At 67.7% G+C, this 21749-nt stretch carries 18 protein-coding genes; 7 read left to right on the top strand and 11 right to left on the bottom strand.

Annotated elements, in window-relative coordinates:
- The first annotated feature begins 49 nt into the window (after positions 1 to 49).
- The 3 genes from mfd to PcP3B5_RS09450 are packed head-to-tail and all read left to right on the top strand — an operon-like array spanning position 50 to position 7489.
- A complete protein-coding gene (gene mfd, locus PcP3B5_RS09460) occupies positions 50 to 3499 on the top strand; it encodes a transcription-repair coupling factor (protein ID WP_061561102.1) in 3450 nt (1149 codons plus the stop codon).
- Between the two features lie 10 nt (positions 3500 to 3509).
- Positions 3510 to 4163, top strand: coding sequence for a CsiV family protein (locus tag PcP3B5_RS09455; protein ID WP_009621368.1), 654 nt, complete (start codon positions 3510 to 3512; stop codon positions 4161 to 4163).
- A gap of 17 nt (positions 4164 to 4180) precedes the next feature.
- Positions 4181 to 7489, top strand: coding sequence for a DEAD/DEAH box helicase (locus tag PcP3B5_RS09450; RefSeq protein WP_082816278.1), 3309 nt, complete (start codon positions 4181 to 4183; stop codon positions 7487 to 7489).
- 302 nt (positions 7490 to 7791) lie between these two features.
- On the opposite strand, the gene PcP3B5_RS09445 is transcribed toward PcP3B5_RS09450, so the two are convergent.
- The 4 genes from PcP3B5_RS09445 to PcP3B5_RS09430 form a co-directional block, all read right to left on the bottom strand.
- Positions 7792 to 8529 carry an S-methyl-5'-thioinosine phosphorylase gene (locus PcP3B5_RS09445; RefSeq protein ID WP_043267310.1) on the bottom strand — a complete coding sequence of 246 codons (738 nt, stop codon included), beginning with the start codon at positions 8527 to 8529 and terminating at the stop codon, positions 7792 to 7794.
- Positions 8530 to 8538: 9 nt separating this feature from the next.
- Positions 8539 to 9537, bottom strand: a complete 999-nt coding sequence (gene nagZ / locus PcP3B5_RS09440; protein WP_061561101.1) for a beta-N-acetylhexosaminidase — start codon at positions 9535 to 9537, stop codon at positions 8539 to 8541.
- 10 nt (positions 9538 to 9547) lie between these two features.
- Positions 9548 to 10072, bottom strand: a complete 525-nt coding sequence (locus PcP3B5_RS09435) for a L,D-transpeptidase (RefSeq protein ID WP_061561100.1) — start codon at positions 10070 to 10072, stop codon at positions 9548 to 9550.
- Positions 10073 to 10138: 66 nt separating this feature from the next.
- Complete coding sequence (locus PcP3B5_RS09430; protein WP_009621360.1) at positions 10139 to 10846, bottom strand: TetR/AcrR family transcriptional regulator; 708 nt, start codon at positions 10844 to 10846, stop codon at positions 10139 to 10141.
- A 230-nt stretch (positions 10847 to 11076) separates the two neighbouring features.
- Between PcP3B5_RS09430 and lexA the strand changes: the two genes are divergently transcribed.
- The gene (gene lexA / locus PcP3B5_RS09425) at positions 11077 to 11691 is read left to right on the top strand and encodes a transcriptional repressor LexA (RefSeq protein ID WP_043267317.1); all 615 of its coding nucleotides are present in this window, start codon (positions 11077 to 11079) and stop codon (positions 11689 to 11691) included.
- Positions 11692 to 11702: 11 nt separating this feature from the next.
- Entirely contained in the window at positions 11703 to 12176 is a 474-nt protein-coding gene (sulA, locus tag PcP3B5_RS09420; RefSeq protein ID WP_058488915.1) for an SOS-induced cell division inhibitor SulA, read from the top strand.
- Positions 12177 to 12190: 14 nt separating this feature from the next.
- Here the strand turns inward: sulA and PcP3B5_RS09415 are convergent, their stop codons facing one another.
- The 6 genes from PcP3B5_RS09415 to fadB form a co-directional block, all read right to left on the bottom strand.
- Positions 12191 to 12424, bottom strand: a complete 234-nt coding sequence (locus tag PcP3B5_RS09415) for a hypothetical protein (RefSeq protein ID WP_009621357.1) — start codon at positions 12422 to 12424, stop codon at positions 12191 to 12193.
- Between the two features lie 80 nt (positions 12425 to 12504).
- Entirely contained in the window at positions 12505 to 13026 is a 522-nt protein-coding gene (locus tag PcP3B5_RS09410) for a DUF6586 family protein (protein ID WP_009621356.1), read from the bottom strand.
- Between the two features lie 66 nt (positions 13027 to 13092).
- Positions 13093 to 15702: a type I DNA topoisomerase gene (gene topA, locus PcP3B5_RS09405; RefSeq protein WP_061561099.1), complete on the bottom strand. Its 2610-nt coding sequence runs from the start codon at positions 15700 to 15702 to the stop codon at positions 13093 to 13095.
- Between the two features lie 96 nt (positions 15703 to 15798).
- A complete protein-coding gene (locus tag PcP3B5_RS09400; RefSeq protein ID WP_009621354.1) occupies positions 15799 to 16056 on the bottom strand; it encodes a DUF1653 domain-containing protein in 258 nt (85 codons plus the stop codon).
- 120 nt (positions 16057 to 16176) lie between these two features.
- Positions 16177 to 17352, bottom strand: a complete 1176-nt coding sequence (gene fadA / locus PcP3B5_RS09395; protein ID WP_043319022.1) for an acetyl-CoA C-acyltransferase FadA — start codon at positions 17350 to 17352, stop codon at positions 16177 to 16179.
- Positions 17353 to 17381: 29 nt separating this feature from the next.
- Positions 17382 to 19529, bottom strand: coding sequence for a fatty acid oxidation complex subunit alpha FadB (gene fadB, locus PcP3B5_RS09390; protein ID WP_058071960.1), 2148 nt, complete (start codon positions 19527 to 19529; stop codon positions 17382 to 17384).
- 435 nt (positions 19530 to 19964) lie between these two features.
- On the opposite strand from fadB, the gene PcP3B5_RS09385 reads away from it, so the two are divergent.
- A complete protein-coding gene (locus tag PcP3B5_RS09385; protein WP_061561098.1) occupies positions 19965 to 20771 on the top strand; it encodes a hypothetical protein in 807 nt (268 codons plus the stop codon).
- Positions 20772 to 20792: 21 nt separating this feature from the next.
- On the opposite strand, the gene PcP3B5_RS09380 is transcribed toward PcP3B5_RS09385, so the two are convergent.
- A complete protein-coding gene (locus PcP3B5_RS09380) occupies positions 20793 to 21230 on the bottom strand; it encodes a hypothetical protein (RefSeq protein ID WP_061561097.1) in 438 nt (145 codons plus the stop codon).
- Positions 21231 to 21295: 65 nt separating this feature from the next.
- Here PcP3B5_RS09380 and PcP3B5_RS09375 point away from each other — a divergent pair, with 65 nt between their 5' ends.
- Positions 21296 to 21736: a universal stress protein gene (locus PcP3B5_RS09375; RefSeq protein WP_043267328.1), complete on the top strand. Its 441-nt coding sequence runs from the start codon at positions 21296 to 21298 to the stop codon at positions 21734 to 21736.
- Positions 21737 to 21749 lie beyond the last annotated feature (13 nt).

Below are 21749 nucleotides of genomic sequence, written 5' to 3'. Positions count from 1 at the left end.
ATAGTTACAATCCACCCGGTCAAATTTCCGACCGGAGCCCGCTACGCCCGTGTCCGTATTGCGTATTCCCGCCTTGCCGGCCGCGGCCGGCAAGCAAACCTGGGGCAACCTGCCCGGCGCCGCCCTGAGCCTGGCGGTGGCCGAGGCCGCCGCCCGGGCCAGCCGTTTCACCCTGCTGCTGACCACCGACAGCCAGAGCGCCGAGCGCCTGGAACAGGAGCTGCGTTTCTTCGCCCCGGACCTGCCGGTATTGCAGTTGCCGGACTGGGAAACCCTGCCCTACGACGTGTTCTCGCCGCACCAGGACATCATTTCCCAGCGCGTCGCCACCCTCTACCAGTTGCCCGAGCTGCGCCGCGGCGTGCTGGTGGCGCCCATCGCCACCGCCCTGCACCGCCTGGCGCCGGTGAAGTTCCTGCTGGGCGGCAGCCTGGTGCTGGACGTCGGCCAGAAGCTCGACGTCGAGCAGATGCGCCTGCGCCTGGAAGCCGCCGGCTACCGCTGCGTGGACACCGTCTACGAACACGGCGAGTTCGCCGTGCGCGGCGCGCTCATCGACCTGTTCCCGATGGGCAGCGAGCTGCCCTACCGCATCGACCTGTTCGACGACGAGATCGAAACGCTGCGCACCTTCGACCCGGAGAACCAGCGCTCCATCGACAAGGTGCAGAGCATCCGCCTGCTGCCGGCGCGCGAATTCCCCCTGCGCAAGGAGGCGGTCACCGGCTTCCGCGGGCGCTTCCGCGAGCGTTTCGACGTCGACTACCGGCGCTGCCCGATCTACCAGGACCTGGCCAGCGGCCTGACCCCGGCCGGCATCGAGTACTACCTGCCGCTGTTCTTCGAGGAGGGCGAGACCTCCACCCTGTTCGACTACCTGCCCCAGGACACCCAGGTGTTCTCCCTGCCGGGCATCGAGCAGGCCGCCGAGCAGTTCTGGAACGACGTGCGCAGCCGCTACGAGGACCGCCGCTACGACCCCGAGCGGCCGCTGCTGCCGCCGGCCGAGCTGTTCCTGCCGGTGGAGGACTGCTTCGCCCGCCTGAAGAGCTGGCCGCGCGTGGTGGTCAGCGCCGAGCCGGTCGAGCCGGGCGTGGGCCGCGAGAGCTTCCCCGCCGAGCCCCTGCCGGACCTGGCCATCGAGGCCAAGGCCAGCGAGCCGCTGGCCCGGCTGCGCCGCTTCATCGAGGAATTCCCCGGGCGCATCCTGTTCAGCGCCGAATCCGCCGGGCGCCGCGAGGTGCTGCTGGAACTGCTGGCGCGGCTGAAGCTGCGCCCCGGCGAAGTCGACGGCTGGCCGGCCTTCCTCGCCCAGCCCGAGCGCCTGGCCATCACCATCGCGCCGCTGGACGACGGCCTGCTGCTGAGCGGCGAAGTCGCGCTGATCGCCGAGAGCCCGCTGTTCGGCCAGCGCGTGATGCAGCGCCGGCGCCGCGAGAAGACCCGCGACGGCGGCGAGAACGTCATCAAGAACCTCACCGAGCTGCGCGAAGGCGCGCCGGTGGTGCACATCGACCACGGCGTCGGCCGCTACATGGGCCTGATCACCCTGGAGATCGACGGGCAGAACGCCGAGTTCCTGGCCCTGGAGTACGCCGACGAGGCCAAGCTCTACGTGCCGGTGGCCAACCTGCACCTGATCGCCCGCTACACCGGCAGCGACGACGCCCTGGCGCCGCTGCACAAGCTCGGCTCCGAGGCCTGGCAGAAGGCCAAGCGCAAGGCCGCCGAGCAGGTCCGCGACGTCGCCGCCGAACTGCTCGACATCTACGCCCGCCGCGCCGCGCGCAAGGGCTACGCATTCAAGGACCCGCAGGCCGACTACGCCACCTTCTCCGCCGGCTTCCCCTTCGAGGAGACGCCAGACCAGCAGGCGGCCATCGACGCCGTGGTGGCCGACATGCTCGCCGACAAGCCGATGGACCGCCTGGTGTGCGGCGACGTCGGCTTCGGCAAGACCGAGGTGGCCATGCGCGCCGCCTTCGTCGCCGTGCACAGCGGCAAGCAGGTAGCGGTGCTGGTGCCCACCACCCTGCTAGCCCAGCAGCACTACAACAGCTTCCGCGACCGCTTCGCCGACTGGCCGGTGACCGTCGAGGTGATGAGCCGCTTCAAGACCGCCAAGGAAGTCGAGGGCGCGGTCGGCCAGCTCGCCGAAGGCAAGGTGGACATCGTCATCGGCACCCACAAGCTGCTGCAGGAGGACGTGCGCTTCAAGAACCTCGGCCTGGTCATCATCGACGAGGAACACCGCTTCGGCGTGCGCCAGAAGGAGCAGCTCAAGGCCCTGCGCAGCGAGGTGGATATCCTCACCCTCACCGCCACGCCGATCCCGCGCACGCTGAACATGGCGGTGGCCGGCATGCGCGACCTGTCGATCATCGCCACGCCGCCGGCGCGCCGCCTGTCGGTGCGCACCTTCGTCATGGAACAGCAGAACGCGGTGATCAAGGAGGCGCTGCTGCGCGAGCTGTTGCGCGGCGGCCAGGTCTACTACCTGCACAACGAGGTGAAGAGCATCGAGAAGTGCGCCCGCGACCTGGCCGAACTGGTGCCCGAGGCGCGCATCGGCATCGGTCACGGGCAGATGCACGAACGCGATCTGGAACGGGTGATGAGCGACTTCTACCACAAGCGCTTCAACGTGCTGGTGGCCTCGACCATCATCGAGACCGGCATCGACGTGCCCAGCGCCAACACCATCCTCATCGAGCGCGCCGACAAGTTCGGCCTGGCCCAGCTGCACCAGCTGCGCGGGCGCGTCGGCCGCAGCCACCACCAGGCCTACGCCTACCTGCTGACGCCGCCGCGCAAGCAGATGACCCCGGACGCCGAGAAACGCCTGGAGGCCATCGCCAACGCCCAGGACCTGGGCGCCGGCTTCGTCCTGGCCACCCACGACCTGGAAATCCGCGGCGCCGGCGAGCTGCTCGGCGAAGGCCAGAGCGGGCAGATCCAGGCGGTGGGCTTCACCCTCTACATGGAAATGCTCGAACGCGCGGTGAAAGCCATCCGCAAGGGCGAGCAGCCCAACCTGGAGCAGCCCCTGGGCGGCGGCCCGGACATCAACCTGCGGGTGCCGGCGCTGATCCCCGAGGACTACCTGCCCGACGTGCACGCGCGGCTGATCCTCTACAAGCGCATCGCCAACCAGCTGGACGAGGACGGCCTGCGCGAACTGCAGGTGGAGATGATCGACCGCTTCGGCCTGCTGCCCGAGCCGGCGAAGAACCTGGTGCGTCTGACGCTCCTGAAACTGCAGGCGGAGAAGCTCGGCATCGTCAAGGTGGATGCCGGCCCCCAGGGAGGCCGGGTAGAATTCGCCGCCGATACCTGCGTCGACCCGCTGGTGCTGATCAAGCTGATCCAGAGCCAGCCGAACCGCTACAAGTTCGAAGGCGCGACCCTGTTCAAGTTCCAGGTGCCCATGGAGCGCCCGGAAGAACGCTTCAACACCCTCGAGGCGCTGTTCGAGCGCCTCGCGCCCAACGCATCCTGAAAGGACCAGTATGTTCCGCTACCTGCCGCTGCTGCTTGCCCTTATCGCCCCGGCGAGCTTCGCCGACGACCTCTACCAGGTCGAACTGATCCTGTTCCAGCAGGAAGGCGACGTCGTCTACTCCAGCCAGCCGGCGCCCGACGACTGGGCCAAGGGCGCCCAGCCGCTGGGCGAGGACGCCCGCCGGCCGACGGCGATGGACGCCCAGGCCAACAAGCTGGCCCAGGCCCAGGGCTACCACGTGCTGATGCACAAGGCCTGGAAACAGTCCATCGGCGACACGCCGGTGAAGATCGCCCTCAGCGAAGGCCGCCAGCAGGATGACCACTTCCCCGTGGAAGGCACCATCAGCCTGCGCCAGCAGCGCTTCGTCGACACCCAGGTGGACTTCTGGATCAACCAGTTCGGCGCCGACGGCCTGCTCGCCAACAGCCAGCACATGGTCCAGGACGTCAGCCTGAAGAACGACGTGCTGGCCTACCTCGACCATCCCAGCCTGGGCATGCTGATCCGCGTCAGCCCGCTCAACGCCAAGCCGACCACCCCGCCGCCGGCGGAAATGCAGGAAGAGGCGCCGGCCGGGCAACCGCAGCAACCCGCCCCGGAAGCCCCGGCCAACGGCGGCTTCGACGCCCCGCCGGCGAGCGAGCCAGACCAGCAGTAAACGCAAAGGGGGGCAGCATGCCGCCGTTCATCGAGCACCTGCGACGCATTCCCTGGCGCCGCCTGTTCCCCAGCGTCACCCTGGTCCGCGGCGAAGCCTACGCCCGCGAGGGCCGGATACAGATCACCCGCCTGACCGAGCGCACGCTGGACAGCGTGTGCGATGGCTCGGGCAGCAATCGTTACCGCCAGCGCATCGGCCTTTCCGCCAGCGGCGACACCCTCGAGTGCCAGTGCGATTGCCCGGTCGGCTTCGACTGCAAGCATTGCGCGGCGGCGCTGCTGCACCTGCTGGAAGGCCTGCCCCCCTCGACCTCCGCGGAGCCCGCGCCAGCCGCCCGCCCACCCCAGAGGACCGCCACCGAGCTGTCCTACGACCTGCAGCACTGGCTGAGGAAGCTGCCCGCCGTCCTCAGGGAGCAGCCGCCCGGCACGGCGCTGCACGAGTCGCCCCTGTACTACCGCCTGACCAAGAGCGGCCGAATACTGATCCACACCGCCGCCCATACGGCAGGCGGCAAGCTCCAGGGCTACCTGCGCATCTCCTCGATAGCCCAGAGCCTGCCCTGCGTGGATGCCGTGGACCAGCAAATCCTGGTCCGCGCACTGGACGCCCCGGGCACCCAGCCCCACACCAGCGAAATAGCGCTCAAGGGCCGCAAGGGCGCCGAGCTGCTGGAGCTGATCCTGCGCAGCGGGCGCCTGTTCCTCGACCTGGGCCCGCCGGCCAGCCAGTTGCTCGCAGGCCCGGAACTGCCCGCTCGGCTCGCCTGGCGCAGGGACGAGTACGGTGACTACAGGGTCGCCTGGGATACCGACGCCGAGCCCCGGCCACAACTGCTGACGCAACTGACGCCACCCTGGTACCTCGACCGCAAGAACCTGCGCGTGGGCCCGCTGCACCACGGCCTGCCCGAGGCCCTGGCCAGCTATCTGCCGAGCGCACCGCCGGTGAGCGAGGAAGAGGCCATGCTGTTCGCCCTGCAACTGAAGGAACTGGCGCCCCAGGCGCCCCTGCCGGTGAGCTACGCGGAGCAGCGCCTGGAAGACGTCCGCCCCGTTCCCCACCTGTACCTGACCAGCCTGACCCAGCGCTCCTACAGCAGGGAACGCTATGGCTTCGTCGAGGAGCTGCGCCACCTCGCCGCCCTTGACTTCGCCTACCAGGGGCAGCGGGTGCATGGCCCTGCACGCAAGGACCAGCCGATCCGCTTCCACGTCGATGGCAGCTTCGTCACCATCGAGCGCCAACCCAAGATCGAGCAGGCCTTGCGCAAGAGCTTGCAGAAGCTGGGCCTGGAGAAACTCGGCAAATACGACACTCCCCGCCAGTTGGAGTACAAGTCCGAAGTCTTCTCGGCGGATGCCGAGCGCTGGCCCGCGGTTCTCCGCGGCCTGCCGAAACTGCGCGAACAGGGCTGGGTGGTGGAGATGGCCGACGAGTTCCTCCTCGACTTCAGCGAAGTCGAGGACTGGTTCGTCCACATAGAGGAAGAGGCCGGCAACGCCTGGTTCGACCTGGAGCTGGGCATCCGCGTCGACGGCCAGGAAGTCAGCCTGCTGCAACCGCTGCTGGAACTGCTCCGCCAGCGCCCCGAGGCGCTGCGTGATGGCGCAGCCAACGCCCCCGGAGCCGAGCTGCCCATACGGCTCCACGCGCATCGCCAGGCCGACGGCAAGCCGCTGAAGGTCAGCCTGCCGCTGGAGCGGGTCAAGGCGATACTGCAGGTTCTGGAGGGGCTGTACCTCGCCAGCCCGGAAAACAACGGCGACAGCCTGCGCCTGTCGAGCGCCGACGCCGGGCTGCTCGCCCCGCTCGACGAACATCCCCTGCACTGGCAGGGCGGCGAACGCCTGCTGCGCTTCGCCAAGCGCCTGCGCGACCACCACCAGCAAGCGTGCCAGCCCCCCGAGGGCCTGCGGACCGAGCTGCGCCCCTACCAGTTGCAGGGCCTGGCCTGGATGCAGGCGCTGCGCGAACTGGAAGTGGGCGGCATCCTCGGCGACGACATGGGCCTGGGCAAGACGCTGCAGGTGCTGGCGCACGTTCTCACGGAAAAACGCGCCGGGCGCCTGGACCGCCCGGCCCTGGTGCTGATGCCCACCAGCCTGGTGGCCAACTGGCAGGACGAGGCACAACGCTTCGCCCCGGACCTGCGCGTGCTCACCCTGCACGGCAGCGACCGCCACAAGGGCTTCGACGAACTCGGCCAGTACGACCTGCTGCTCAGCACCTACGCCCTGCTGCCGCGGGACATCGAGGCGCTGAGCCGCCAGCCGCTGCACCTGGCGGTGTTCGACGAGGCGCAGTACCTGAAGAACGCCAGCAGCAAGTCGGCCCGGGCCGCGGCGAAGCTCGACGCCCGCCAGCGCCTGTGCCTGACCGGCACGCCGCTGGAAAACCACCTGGGCGAGCTCTGGGCGCTGTTCGACCTGGTCATGCCCGGCTGGCTGGGCGATGCGCGCAGCTTCGCCCGCCTGTACCGCACTCCCATCGAAAAGGCCGGCGACAGCCAGCGCCTGGCCCACCTCAACGCCCGCATCAAGCCCTTCCTGCTGCGGCGCAAGAAGGAACAGGTGGCCAACGAACTGCCGCCCAAGAGCGAGATCACCCACTGGGTGGAACTCAGCGACGTCCAGCGCGACCTCTACGAAACCGTGCGCCTGGCCATGGACAGCAAGGTCCGTGCGGAAATCCAGCGCAAGGGGCTGGCACGCAGCCACATCGTGGTCCTCGAAGCCCTGCTCAAGCTGCGCCAGGTCTGCTGCGATCCGCGCCTGCTGGACCAAACCCTGCCGGCGGCGGGCTCGGGCAAGCTCGCCGGCCTGCTGGAAATGCTCGACGAACTGCTGGAGGAAGGCCGCCGCGTGCTGCTGTTCTCGCAGTTCACCTCGATGCTCGAACTGATCCAGGCGGAGCTGGAGCAACGCGGCATCCCCTACGCCCTGCTCACTGGCGACACCCGCGACCGCCGCCAGCCGGTGGAAGACTTCCAGCAGGGCCGCGTGCCGCTGTTCCTGATCAGCCTGAAGGCCGGCGGCACCGGCCTCAACCTCACCGCCGCCGACACCGTGATCCACTATGACCCCTGGTGGAACCCGGCAGTGGAACAGCAGGCCACCGACCGCGCCTACCGAATCGGCCAGGACAAGCCGGTGTTCGTCTACAAGCTGATCGCCCGCGGCACCCTGGAAGAGAAGATCCAGCAATTGCAGGCAAGGAAGGCAGCGCTGGCCGCCGGTGTGCTGGAAGAAGGCAAGGACAGCGGTCTTCAGCTGCAGGACAGCGATATAGACGCCCTCTTCGCGCCCCTGCCGAAAGCCTGACCTGCCGCACGATTCTCATGTAGGAGCGCGCCCTGCGCGCGAAATCGCGGGCAGGGCCCGCTCCTACCGCCGCCGGGAGGCATGGCGTTCCATTGTAGGAGCGGACCTTGTCCGCGATAACCGGACCTCCCGGCGCGATTCGCGGATAAGATCCGCTCCTACGGGTACGCCCTCACACCATACGCGCGCCCTGCGCGCGAAATCGCGGGCAGGGCCCGCTCCTACAGCCGCCGGGAGGCATGGCGTTCCATTGTAGGAGCGGACCTTGTCCGCGATCAGCACGAATCGCGGCGGCAGGCCTATCAGCCCACCAACACCCGCGCCAGCACCTCGCGCACTTTGCCGATGCCCTCGTGCAGGGCCTGTTCGATCTCGGCCATGGTGATGATGCCGCTGGACTTGCCGGCCGCCGGGTTGACCACCAGCGACAGGCAGGCGTAGGGCAGCTCCAACTCGCGGGCCAGGGCGGCTTCGGGCATGCCGGTCATGCCGACGATGTCGCAGCCGTCGCGCTCCAGCCGGGCGATTTCCGCCACCGTCTCCAGGCGCGGGCCCTGGGTCGCCGCGTAGACGCCATGGCTGCTGTGCGGGTGGCCCAGCGCCTGCAGCGCCGCCACCAGCTTCTGGCGCAGCCCCTCGTCATAGGGATGGCTGAAGTCGATATGGGTGACATGATCGATGTCGCCGGCGAAGTAGGTGTGCTCGCGGCCGTAGGTGTAGTCGATGATCTGGTGCGGCACGCAGAGGTGGCCGCTGCCCATGGCGGCGTGGATGCCGCCCACCGCGTTGACCGCCAGCACCGCCTGGGCGCCGGCCTGCTTGAGCGCCCAGAGGTTGGCGCGGTAGTTCACCTGGTGCGGCGGGAAGCGGTGCGGGTGGCCGTGACGGGCCAGGAACAGCACCTCGCGGCCGGCGTACTCGCCGCGCTGGATCGGCGCCGAGGGCGCGCCGTAGGGCGTGTCCAGGTTCAGCGAATCCTTCAGGGTCAGGCCTTCCAGCTGGGTCAGGCCGGTGCCGCCGATGATGGCGTAGACGGTCATGGCGAATCCTCAGTCGATCAGTTGTGCCGCGCGCAGTTCGCCCACGGCCTGCTGCCAGCGCGGCAGCTGCTTGTATTCGATGCCCGGCCAGGCCCTGGCGCGCATCCGCGCCAGGCGCTCGGGAGCTTTCGTCTTCAGGCGCTGCAGGGCGCCCAGGGCCAGTTCCGCCGAGCCACGGTCGTTGCACACCAGGCCCATGTCGCAACCGGCATTCAGCGCGGCCTGGATGCGGCTGGCGGCGTCGCCCACCACGTGGGCGCCGGCCATGGACAGGTCGTCGCTGAAGATCACCCCGTCGAAGCCCAGCTCGCCGCGCAGGATGTCCTGCAGCCAGCGCCGCGAGAAACCGGCAGGGCCGGCATCCACCTGCGGGTAGATGACGTGGGCGGGCATCACCGCATCCAGCTCGCCGGCCAGGCGCTGGAAGGGCACCAGGTCGCTGCGGCGGATCTCGTCGAGGCTGCGCTCGTCCTCGGGAATCCCCACGTGGGAATCCACCTCGGCCCAGCCGTGGCCGGGGAAGTGCTTGCCGGTGGCGGCCATGCCGGCGGCGTGCATGCCGCGGATGAAGGCGCCGGCCAGCCGCGTGGCGCGCGCCGGGTCGCCCTCGAAGGCGCGGCTGCCGACCACGGCGCTACGCTGGTGGTCCAGGTCCAGCACCGGGGCGAAGCTCAGGTCCAGGCCCACCGCCAGCACCTCGGTGGCCATCAGCCAGCCGCACTGCTCGGCCAGGCGCTCGGCATTGTCGTTATCGGCGATGGCGCGCATCGCCGGCAGGCGCAGGAAGCCCTGGCGCAGGCGCTGCACGCGGCCGCCCTCCTGGTCCACCGCCAGCAGCAGGTCCGGGCGCAGGGCGCGGATGGCCGCGCAGAGTTCGCGCACCTGGCGCGGGCTTTCGATGTTGCGGGCGAAGATGATCAGCCCGCCCACTTCGGGGTGGCGCAGGATCCGGCGGTCCTCGGCGGTGAGCCAGGTGCCGCCGATGTCGAGCATCAGGGAGCCTTGCATGGGGGAATCCTTAACAGAGTTCGGCCGCGCGCCACTGCGGCTGCGGCGCCTCGTCGAGGCGCACGGAGCAGTGCAGCGGCACACGGGGGAAGAGTTGCAGCAGGTCGGCGTTGCGCAGGCGCACGCAGCCATGGGACAACGGCGCGCCCATGGGTTCGCAGTCCGGCGTGCCGTGCAGGTAGATGTAGCGACGGAAGGTATCCACCTCGCCCAGGCGGTTGACGCCGGGCTCGCAGCCGCTCAGCCAGAGGATGCGGGTGAGGATCCAGTCGCGCCCGGGAAACTGCTCGTGCAGCGCCGGGCTCCACACCTCGCCGGTCCAGCGCCGGCCACGCAACACCGCGCCGCAGGGCAGGCCCTCGCCGATCTTCGCCCGCACCTGGTGCAGGCCGCGCGGCGTGCAGCCGGAGCCCTGGCGCTCGCCGGCGCCGTTCAGCGCGGTGGAGACGGGCAAACGCAGCACCAGACGCTGCGCGGCGAAGCCGTAGAGCACCTGGTCGGCGAGGGAAATGTGCAGCAGGTCGAGATCGGGCATCGTCCGCCAGCGACAGCAGGAATGGCCCGCTACTTTAGCCGATCGGCCGTGGCAGGCCCAGCGCGGTCAGACCTTGGCCGGCGCCGGCGCCTTGCTGCGCGGCTTGGGCTGGGCGCCGGCCAGGGACGGGTCGCTGACGCCGCTGTCGGCGCGCATGCCGGCGGCGAGGAACGGCACCATCAGGCGCATCACCTGCTCGATGGAGGTGTTCACGCCGAAGTCGTTCTCGGCCATGGCGCGCAACGCCTTGATCCCGGACATGCTGAAGGCAGCGGCGCCGAGCATGAAGTGCACGCGCCAGAACAGTTCGATGGGCGGCAGGCGCGGCGCGGCTTCGTTGACCAACTGCATGTAGCGGCGGAACACCTTGCCGTAGACCTCTTCGAGATACTTGCGCAGGTGCCCCTGGCTCTGGCTGAAGGCCAGGCCCAGCAGGCGCATGAAGATCGACAGGTCGTTGCCGCTGCGCGGCTTCACCGCCATGGCCTGCACCACCAGCAGTTCGAGCAGTTCCTCGAGGCTGGCGCGCGGCGCGTCGGGCTTGGCCTGGCGCCGGTCCAGTTCCTTTTCCAGACTGGCGCAGAAAGGCCCGAGGAAGCGCGAGAAGACCGCCTGGATCAGCGCCTTCTTCGAGCCGAAGTGGTAGTTCACCGCCGCCAGGTTGACCCCGGCCTTGCTGGTGATCAGACGCAACGAGGTCTCGGCGAAGCCTTTTTCCGCGAACAGCTGCTCCGCAGCATCGAGGATACGTTCGACGGTTTCCGACTGGGCCATGGATGATTTCACCTGACAAACACTTGTTTGAAACTTACGTTTCAAATCAATCCATTGTCAAGCCTGGCGCGGGGGGATTGTTGCGGATTCTCGGGCAATACGACGAACGATGCCAGCGGGACGTTGGCCGAATCCGCCGAATTACAGCCCCGGCCGATGAAATAATTCGTTGCCAGTGGCCGACCACTGTATATAATCCCAGCCACTGTACAAAAAGACAGAGTAGGGACATGCAGAAGCTGACGCCGCGCCAAGCCGAGATTCTCTCCTTCATCAAGCGTTGCCTGGAAGACAACGGCTACCCGCCGACGCGCGCCGAGATCGCCCAGGAGCTCGGCTTCAAGTCGCCCAACGCCGCCGAGGAGCACCTCAAGGCCCTGGCCCGCAAGGGCGCCATCGAGATGACCCCCGGCGCCTCGCGCGGCATCCGCATCCCCGGCTTCGAACCCAAGGCCGCCGCCAACGAGGACGAACTGCCGATCATCGGCCGCGTCGCCGCCGGCGCGCCGATTCTCGCCGAGCAGAACGTCGAGGACGCCTGCCGCATCAACCCGGCCTTCTTCAACCCGCGCGCCGACTACCTGCTGCGCGTGCGCGGGCAGAGCATGAAGGACGTCGGCATCCTCGACGGCGACCTGCTCGCCGTGCACGTCACCCGCGAGGCGCGCAACGGCCAGATCGTCGTCGCCCGCCTTGGCGAAGAGGTCACGGTGAAGCGCTTCAAGCGCGAGGGCAGCAAGGTCTGGCTGATCGCCGAGAACCCCGAGTTCGCGCCCATCGAGGTCGACCTCGAGGAACAGGAACTGACCATCGAAGGTTTGAGCGTCGGCGTCATCCGCCGCTGACAGGAGGCCCCATGCAGTATCCCCAGCCGCTGGACCTGCCCCAACTGCCGCTATTCCAGGAGGCGCTCTGGGCCAACGCCGAAGAGCCCCTGCTGGCCAAGCTGGCAGAACCGGATGCCGTCGAGGACGAAGCCTTCAGCGAACTGTCGCTGCGCGGCCTGCCGGGCCACTGCCAGAGCCTGCTGGCGCCCATCCTGCGCGAACTCAGCGAAGAGAAGGATGCCCGCTGGCTGACGCTGATCGCCCCGCCGGCCAGCCTCACCCACGACTGGCTGCGCAAGGCCGGGTTGAACCGCGAGCGCATCCTGCTGCTGCCGGCGCGCGACCAGGCCTCCGCCCTGAGCCTGGCCTGCGAGGCGCTGCGCCTGGGCCACAGCCACACGGTGGTCAGCTGGCTATCGGCGCTCGGCGGCAAGGCGCGCGCGCAACTGTCCCGTGCGGCGCTCGCCGGGCAGGCGCAGAGCCTGAATATCCGTCTGGGGTAGTAAAGGAAGGGGGATCAGTGCAGGACGCGCGGGCCGTCCTGCTCGACCTCGCCACCTTCGGCGAGGCGGCCGGCCAGTTGCACGCCGACGTTGAACATCGCCTTGGCGATCTCGATGTGCTGGCCCTGCAGGAAGCCCTTGGCGTCGTTGGAGAACTCCAGGGTCACCAGCGCCTCCTCGTCTTCCGCGCGGCGCAGTACGATGCGCCCATCGGGCAGTTCAACGATTTCCAGGAATGAGGTCGGCATGGCTAGGTTCTCTCACAGCAGAACGGCCATTGTAACAGTCATGGCCGCTCTCCCCTAGCCCAACCGACTTCCGGCAGGCTTCAGAGCTCGGTCAGCGCCCCGCGGAAGCGCAACACCATTTCCTTCAGCGACTTGCGCCAGGCTTCCAGTTCGGCGTTGCCCAGGGCCTGCGGCTCTTCCTCGTCCAGGCTGACGGCCTGGATCAGCGGCTGGGTCGGGTCGACCTTGGCCTTGCGCGGCTCGCGCGGCGGCTGGAACAGCTCGGCGTAGGCGGCCAGCAGCTGCGCCAGCCAGGTTTCCGGCTGCTGCGCCAGCTCCACCAGCTCGGCCAGTTCCGGGCTCGGCGAGGCCGCCAGCACCTCGGCGTTGAGCAGCAGCTCGACGCGCGGCGCATTGGCCTCGGGCAGGCGGTAGTAGCCGGCGATCTCATGGGCTACGCCCAGCACCGCGCCATACAGGTGGAACAACGCCGCCTCGCGCTCGGCCTGCACCAGCGCCTGGGCGTTCATCGGCCGCGCCTCTTCCGCCTTGCGCCAGGCTTCCAGGGCCAGGCCGGCGAAATACAGCTTCTGGTTGGTGCGGGTGTAGAGTTCCTGAGCCATCAGCGCGCCCTCATGCGGTCACTCGGCAGTATATGCGCGCCCCGCCTGCGCGGGGCGCGCCGCCCATCAGCGCTTGTCCTCGACCTTCCACTTGCCGCCGTCGAAGAAGGCGCGCCAGCCGCTGGGCTTGCCGTCCACCTCGGACTGCACGTACTGCTCCTTGGTCTTGCGGCTGAAGCGGATCACCGCCGGGCGGCCATCCGGGTCCTTCTGCGGCGCGGCGAGCAGGAAGTGGTATTTCGGGTCCAGCTCGTCCTTGTGCGGGATCAGCTCGCTCACCAGGGGCGCGCGGGTCTCGCGGTTCTTGGGGAACTGGCTGGCGGCCAGGAACAGGCCGGAAGCGCCGTCGCGCAGCACGTAGACATCGTCGACCTTCTCGCACTTGAGCTCGGGCATGCGGATGGCGTCCATCTTCGGCGGCGCCGGCTCGCCGTTCTTCAGCAGCTTGCGGGTGTTCTTGCAGGCCGGGTTGGTGCAACCGAAGAACTTGCCGAAGCGGCCGGTCTTGAGCTGCATCTGGCTGCCGCACTTGTCGCATTCCAGGCTCGGACCTTCGTAGCCCTTGATGCGGTACTGGCCTTCCTCGATCTCGTAGCCCGGGCAGTCCGGGTTGTTACCGCAGATGTGCAGCTTGTGCTTCTCGTCCAGCAGGTAGGCATCCATCGCCGTGCTGCAGATCGGGCAGCGGTGCTTGCCGCGCAGCACGCGGGATTCGGACTCACCCTCGTCGTCCGCGGCGATCTCGTCGCCGGGGATGAGGTTGATGGTGGCCTTGCAGCGCTCCTTCGGCGGCAGGCTGTAGCCGGAGCAGCCGAGGAACACGCCGGTGGAGGCGGTGCGGATCATCATCGGCCGGCCGCACTCGCGGCAGGGGATGCTGGTCGGCGTCGGCTGGTTGGCGCGCATGCCTTTCTCGCTGACCTCGGCCACTTCGAGCTTCTTCTTGAAGTCGCCGTAGAACTCGTCGAGCAGGTGCTTCCAGTCGCGCTCGCCCTGGGCCACGTCGTCCAGGTGCTCTTCCATGCCGGCGGTGAAGCCGTAGTCCATCAGGTTGGAGAAGCTCTCGTTGAGGCGGTCGGTGACGATGTCGCCCATCTTCTCGGCGTAGAAGCGGCGGTTGTGGGTGGTGACGTAGCCGCGCTCCTGGATGGTCGAGATGATCGCCGCGTAGGTCGACGGGCGGCCGATGCCGCGCTTCTCCAGCTCCTTGACCAGGCTGGCTTCGGAATAGCGCGCCGGCGGCTTGGTGAAGTGCTGGCTCGGGTCGAGCTTGAGCAGCTTCATCGCATCGCCCTGGTCCATCATCGGCAGCACGTCGTCCTCGCCCGGCTTGCCCTGCTGCGGCAGCACCCTGGTGTAGCCGTCGAACTTGAGGATGCGGCCCTTGGCGCGCAGCTCGAAGTCACCGGCGGCGACGCTGACGGTGGTGGACAGGTACTCGGCCGGCGGCATCTGGCAGGCCACGAACTGGCGCCAGATCAGGTCGTACAGGCGCTCGGCGTCGCGCTCCATGCCCGACAGCTGGGTCGGACGCAGGTTGACGTCGGACGGACGAATCGCTTCGTGCGCTTCCTGGGCGCCTTCCTTGCTGGAATAGAAGTTCGGCTTGGCCGGCAGGTATTTCTTACCGAACTCGCTGTCGATGAAGCCGCGCACCATGTCGATGGCGTCGGCCGACAGGTTGGTCGAGTCGGTACGCATGTAGGTGATGTAGCCGGCCTCGTAGAGACGCTGGGCCATCATCATGGTCTTCTTCACGCCGAAGCCCAGGCGGTTGCTCGCGGCCTGCTGCAGGGTCGAGGTGATGAAGGGCGCAGAGGGCCGGCTGGAGGTCGGCTTGTCCTCGCGCTTGGCCACGCTGTAGCTGGAGGCCTTGAGCTTCTCCAGGGCGGCCATGGCCTGGGCTTCGTTGAGCGGCTTGAAGGCTTCGCCCTTCTCGCGCACCACTTCGAAGCGGGCCTTATCGCCGCGCGGGGTGTTCAGGTCGGCGTGGATTTCCCAGTATTCCTCGGGAACGAAGGCGCGGATCTCGCGCTCGCGCTCCACCACCAGCTTCACCGCCACCGACTGCACGCGGCCGGCGGACAGGCCGCGGGCGATCTTCGACCACAGCAGCGGCGAGACCATGTAGCCCACCACGCGGTCGAGGAAGCGCCGCGCCTGCTGGGCGTTGACGCGGTTGATGTCCAGCTCGCCAGGCTGCGAGAAGGCTTCCTGGATGGCCTTCTTGGTGATTTCGTTGAACACCACGCGCTTGTAGCGGCTGTCGTCGCCGCCGATGGCCTCGCGCAGGTGCCAGGCGATGGCCTCCCCTTCGCGGTCCAAGTCGGTTGCGAGATAGATGGTGTCGGCATCCTTGGCCAGGCGGCGCAGCTCCTCGATCACCTTCTCCTTGCCGGGGAGAATCTCGTACTTGGCCTTCCAGCCGTGCTCCGGGTCCACGCCCATGCGGGTGAACAGCTGGCGCTTGGCCTTCTCCTTCGGCGACAGCGCAGGGGCTTCGGCAGCGCTCTTGCGGGCCTTGGCCGCGGCCGGCTCCTTCGCGCTGGACGAACCGCTGGTGGGCAGGTCGCGAATGTGGCCGATGCTCGACTTCACCACGTACTGGCTGCCCAGGTACTTGTTGATGGTCTTGGCCTTGGCCGGTGATTCCACGATGACCAGCGATTTACCCATGGATCGGAAGATTCCTGCTTCGAGAAGATGAATATAAGGAGGGAGGCGCCCGGAACGGCACCGCTATATATAGTGGTGGTCCGCCCAAGGTCAAGTTCAGGATTCGCCGAAACCGACCTGGGTCAATCCCAGCGGGTCGTTTTCGGCGCTCACCAGAGCAAAGCGCGGAACCAGCTCGCCGTCCACCTCCACCGCTTCGGTGAACATGCCCAGCGGGCGCACCCAGAGGCCGAACTCGCCGTACAGCGCCTGGTAGACCACCAGGGTCTCCTCGCTCTCCGAATGCCGCGCCACGCCCAGCACGCGGTAGTGCTGGCCCTTGTAGTGACGGTACAGGCCGGTCTGCAGTTCCATTCGCTGCCCTCCTCGGCAAAAAAGCCGCGATTCTCCAGGCCCAGGGCGATCGGGGCAACCCCGCCGCCCGGAAAAACGAAAGCCGGGGCACAAGGCCCCGGCTCGTCCATCGACGAAAGCTTAGACGCGTTCGAAGATGGTGGTGATGCCCTGGCCGAGGCCCACGCACATGGTGGACACGCCCAGGGTGCCGCCGTTCTGTTTCATCACGTTCAGCAGGGTGCCGGAGATGCGCGCACCGGAGCAGCCGAACGGGTGGCCCAGGGCGATGGCGCCGCCGTGCAGGTTGACCTTCTGGTCCATCTTGTCGAGCAGCTTGAGGTCCTTCAGCACCGGCAGGGCCTGGGCGGCGAAGGCTTCGTTGAGCTCGACGAAGTCGATGTCGTCGATGGTCAGGCCGGCGCGCTTGAGCGCCTTGTTGGTCGAGGGCACCGGGCCGTAGCCCATGATCGCCGGGTCGACGCCCGCCACGGCCATGGCGCGGACCACGGCCATCGGCTGGATGCCCAGGTCCTTGGCGCGCTGGGCGCTCATGACGATCATGCAGGAAGCGCCGTCGGTGATCTGCGAGGAGGTGCCCGCGGTCACGGTGCCGCCCTTGGGGTTGAACGCCGGCTTCAGCGAGGCCAGGCCTTCCAGGGTGGTTTCCGGACGAATGGTCTCGTCGAAGTCGAAGACCTTCAGGAAGCCGTTCTCGTCATACCCTTCCATCGGGATGATCTCGTCCTTGAACTTGCCTTCCTGGGTGGCCTTCCACGCCAACTGGTGCGAACGCACGCCGAACTTGTCCTGGGCCTCGCGGGTGATGCCGTGCATCTTGCCCAGCATCTCGGCGGTCAGGCCCATCATGCCGGAGGCCTTGGCGGCGTACAGCGACAGGTGCGGGTTCGGGTCGACGCCGTGCATCATGCCGACGTGGCCCATGTGCTCCACGCCGCCGACGACGAAGACGTCGCCGTTGCCGGTCTGGATCGCCTGCACGGCGGTGTGCAGGGCGCTCATCGACGAGCCGCACAGGCGGCTGACGGTCTGGCCGGCGCTGGTGTGGGGGATCTGGGTCATCAGCGAGGCCATGCGCGCGATGTTCCAGCCCTGCTCCAGGGTCTGGTTCACGCAGCCCCAGATGACGTCCTCGACTTCCGCCGGGTCGACCTTCGGGTTGCGTGCAAGCACGCCGCTGATCAGGTGCGCGGACATGTTCTCCGCACGGGTGTTGCGGTGCATCCCGCCCTTGGAACGGCCCATCGGGGTGCGGCCGAAGTCGACAATGACGGCGTCTCTCGGATTCAGGCTCATAAATTCACTCTCGCTCTATTCGTTCGCACTCAACCGAAGAACTTCTGGCCGTTCTTGGCCATTTCACGCAGCTTCGCGGTCGGGTGGTACAGCGGGCCCAGGTCGGCGTACTTGTCGGCCAGGGCGACGAATTCGGCCACGCCGATGGAGTCGATGTAGCGCAGCGCACCACCACGGAAGGGCGGGAAGCCGATGCCGTAGATCAGGCCCATGTCGGCCTCGGCGGCGGTTTCGACGATGCCGTCTTCCAGGCAGCGCACGGTCTCCAGGCACAGCGGGATCATCATGTAGTTGATGATGTCCTCGTCGGTCAGCTCACGCTGCTCGCTGACGATGGCCTTGAGCAGTTCGTAGGCCTGCGGGTCGCTGACCTTCTTCGGCTTGCCGCGCTTGTCGGTCTCGTAGGCGTAGAAGCCCTTGCCGTTCTTCTGGCCCAGGCGGTTGGCCTCGTACATGACGTCGACGGCGGTCTTGCCTTCCACCGCCATGCGGTCCGGGAAGCCTTCGGCCATCACGTCGCGGCCATGGTGGCCGGTGTCGATGCCGACCACGTCGGACAGGTAGGCCGGGCCCATGGGCCAGCCGAACTTCTCCATGACCTTGTCGATGCGCGCGAAGTCGACGCCGAAGCCCAGCAGCTTGGAGAAGCCGCCGAAGTACGGGAACAGCACGCGGTTGACCAGGAAGCCGGGGCAGTCATTCACCACGATGGGGTTCTTGCCCATCTTCTTGGCGTAGGCCACGGTGGTGGCGACGGCCACTTCACCGGACTTCTCGCCGCGGATGACCTCGACCAGGGGCATCATGTGCACCGGGTTGAAGAAGTGCATGCCGACGAAGTTTTCCGGGCGCTTCAGCGCCTGGGCCAGCAGGCTGATGGAGATGGTCGAGGTGTTGGAAGCGAGGATCGCGTCCTCCTTCACCACGCCTTCCACCTCGGCCAGCACGATCTGCTTGACCTTGGGGTTCTCGACCACGGCTTCGACGACGATGTCGACGTTGCCGAAGTCGCCGTAGGACATGGTCGGGCGGATGGCGTTCAGCGCCTCGGCCATCTTGGCCGGGGTCAGGCGGCCCTTCTCGACGCGCTTGCCGAGCAGCTTGGAGGCCTCGTTCAGGCCCATCTGGATACCCTCTTCGCGGATATCCTTCATCAGGATCGGGGTGCCCTTGACCGCCGACTGGTAGGCGATGCCGCCGCCCATGATGCCGGCGCCGAGCACGGCGGCCAGTTTCACGTCCTTGGCGACTTCGTCGTACTGCTTGGCTTTCTTCTTCAGTTCCTGGTCGTTCAGGAACAGGCCGATCAGGCTTTGCGCAACCGAGGTCTTGGCCAGCTTGACGAAGCCCTGGGCCTCGACTTCCAGCGCCTTGTCACGGCCGAAGTTGGCAGCCTTCTGGATCGACTTGATGGCTTCGACCGGGGCCGGGTAGTTCGGGCCGGCCTGGCCAGCGACGAAGCCCTTGGCGGTCTCGAAGGCCATCATCTGCTCGATGGCGTTGAGCTTGATCTTTTCCAGCTTGGGCTGGCGGCGGGCCTTGTGGTCCAGCTCGCCGGCGATGGCGCGCTTGACCAGGTCCAGGGCCGCGGCCTGCAGCTGCTCGGGGGCGACCACGGCGTCGACGGCGCCGACCTTCAGGGCGTCCTCGGCACGGTTTTCCTTGCCCGAGGCGATCCACTCGACGGCGTTGTCCACGCCGATCAGGCGCGGCAGGCGCACGGTGCCGCCGAAGCCCGGGTAGATGCCCAGCTTGACTTCCGGCAGGCCGATCTTGGCGGTGGCGCTCATCACGCGGAAGTCCGCGGCCAGGCACATTTCCAGGCCGCCGCCCAGGGCGATGCCGTTGATCGCGGCGACGGTCGGGACCTCGAGGTCCTCGAAGGCGCTGAAGATCTTGTTGGCTTCGAGGTTGCCGGCCAGCAGTTCTTCGTCCGGCAGCTTGAAGTTGTCGACGAATTCGGTGATGTCGGCGCCGACGATGAACACGCCTTTGCCGCTGGTCACGATCACGCCCTTGACGGACGCATCGGCCTTGATCGCATCGACTGCTTCACGCAGTTCGTTCAGGGTGAGCCGGTTGAACTTGTTGACGGACTCGCCCTTGAGGTCGAAATTCAGCTCGACGATGCCGCTCTCAAGAGCCTTAACCGTGATGGCTTTACCTTGGTAAATCATCAACTGATCTCCACGCTAGGGAAGCTTGAACTCACGCATCGGACGCCGTGTATCGGGACCGTTCCGCAGTCGCGGAGCATAGTCCCAAAGCCTGCGGCACACCCGCCGATGCGATAGTCGGGGCCTTGGTTCGACCGTTCGTACATGGCAAACGCTCGATTCATACGCCCGTTTGATTCGGGTGTGCACACCTTCTTCGAAAAGCCTGCGCTTGTCAATCGCGGACGGCTGTCCGAAAGGCCTCTGGTTCGCCGCATTCAGCGAGGTTCTGCCGCGACATTCAGCAAAACCATGGCGCCCCGTGCCGCTGTCTGGCCCGCAGCCAGCCCCGTCGTTGGCAAAATGCCCGGACGCGGGTTAGAGTCCGGCGAATCGCTTGTCGCCGAGCATCGCGAAGAACAACAAGAAGCCCCACGGCCCCAAGGAGACGCGCCCATGCCATGCCGCCCGCTGGCCCGCCTGTTGTCCCTGTTCGTCCTGTCCGCCCTGCCCTTTCTGGCCCACGCCGAGCCCGCCGGCGACCTGCTGGCGCTGCACCAGATGCGCCTGGCCGCCCAGCGCAGCCTGAGCGACCTGTTCCTGCTCAACGCCATGGCCGGGGACCCGCGCTACGCGGGCCTGGTGGCCAGCTCCACGGCCGAGGCCGGCGGCGCCTTGGAGCGCCTGGGGCAGATGCCCGGCAGCGCCTCGGCGCAGCTCAGGAGCAAGCTGCAGGAACAGTGGGACGGCTACCGCCAGGCCCTGGAGCAGCAGCTGCAGGCGCAGAAGCAGAACGGCTACAACGACTTCCAGCCCCTGGGCGACCTGGCCCGCCGCAACAGCCAGTTGCTGGATACCGCCGAACAGCTCTACGAGGGCATCCAGAAGGACAGCGGCCAGCAGGTGCCGCCGCTCACCCAGCAGAGCCGCGAGCAGAGCCTGCTGATGCAGTCGATCACCTGGAACTACGTGTCGCGCAACGCCTCGGTGGGCGCCAACCCGGTGCGCAGCGAGGACCAGCAGGCCCTGGACGACCTGACCAACCGCTTCGCCATCAACCTGCTGCAACTGCAGCAGGCGCCGCAGACCAGCCCGGAGATCGGCCGCGAGCTGCGGGCCATCTCCACCAAGTGGCGATTCATCGAGAAATCGCTGCAGGGCGCCGCGCAGAGCAACGTGCCCTTCCTCATCGACAAGTACTCCGACGGCATCATCGCCGACCTGGAGCAGGTCTCCGGCCACTATGCCGCGGCGCAGCTCTGAATGACGGCAGCGCCACGGCGCTCAGGCGCGCCGGGAAAGGAACTCGGCGATGCGCTGCAGGTGGCTGGCGTCGCCGCGTTCGCCCCAGTACAGGGCGATGAACTGCGCCGAAGCCTCGACCATGTACACGTCGCCCGGCAGCGTCGCCAGGTCGGCGAGCAGTTCCGCGTCGGCGCAGGGCTCGCGCCAGCGATCCAGCCACACGCCCGGCGCGCTCTGCCAGTAGCGCCACTCGTCGTTGCGCCCGCGGCTGCGGCCGCGGTGGTACTGCGCGCAGCTCTGCGGCGGCTGCCGCTCCAGCCAGTGCGGCCACTCCTGGCGCGCCATCTGCATGGCCAGCCCCAGGCGCCGCGCCTGCAGGCGCAGGTCCATCTGCCCGCGCTGGCCGCGCGAAGGCATCAGCCAGGCCAGCGGGCTGAGCACCAGCGCCAGGAGCAGAATCGACCACCAGACCGTCATATCGGGTATACCTCGGCCCAAAGGGCCATACTTGCATTCATAACTGTCCCCCGGAGGAGACGCTCATGCCCTACCAACACATCCTGGTCGCCGTGGACCTCACCGACGAATGCGATCCGGTGATGAAGCGCGCCGTGGCGCTGGCCTCCAGCACCCAGGCGCAGCTGTCCACCGTGCATGTGGTCGAGCCCATGGCCATGGCCTTCGGCGGTGACGTGCCGATGGACCTGTCGATGCTGCAGCAACAGCAGTTCGACCAGGCCAAGGAGCGCATGCACCAGTTCACCCTCTGCTACCCGCAGGTGTCCATCGCCCAGAGCCACCTGGTCTACGGCCAGCCGCGCCAGGAAATCCACCGCCTGGCCAAGGAACAGGGCTGCGACCTGATCATCGTCGGCAGCCACGGCCGCCACGGCCTGGCCCTGCTGCTGGGCTCCACCGCCAACGACGTGCTGCACGGCGCGCCCTGCGACGTGCTGGCGGTGCGCCTGCAGAAGACCGAGTGAGTCAGCCCGGGCG

Source organism: Pseudomonas citronellolis, from assembly GCF_001586155.1.
In the GTDB taxonomy this organism is placed as follows: Bacteria; Pseudomonadota; Gammaproteobacteria; order Pseudomonadales; family Pseudomonadaceae; genus Pseudomonas; species Pseudomonas citronellolis.
This window is presented reverse-complemented; position numbering and strand designations above follow the sequence as displayed.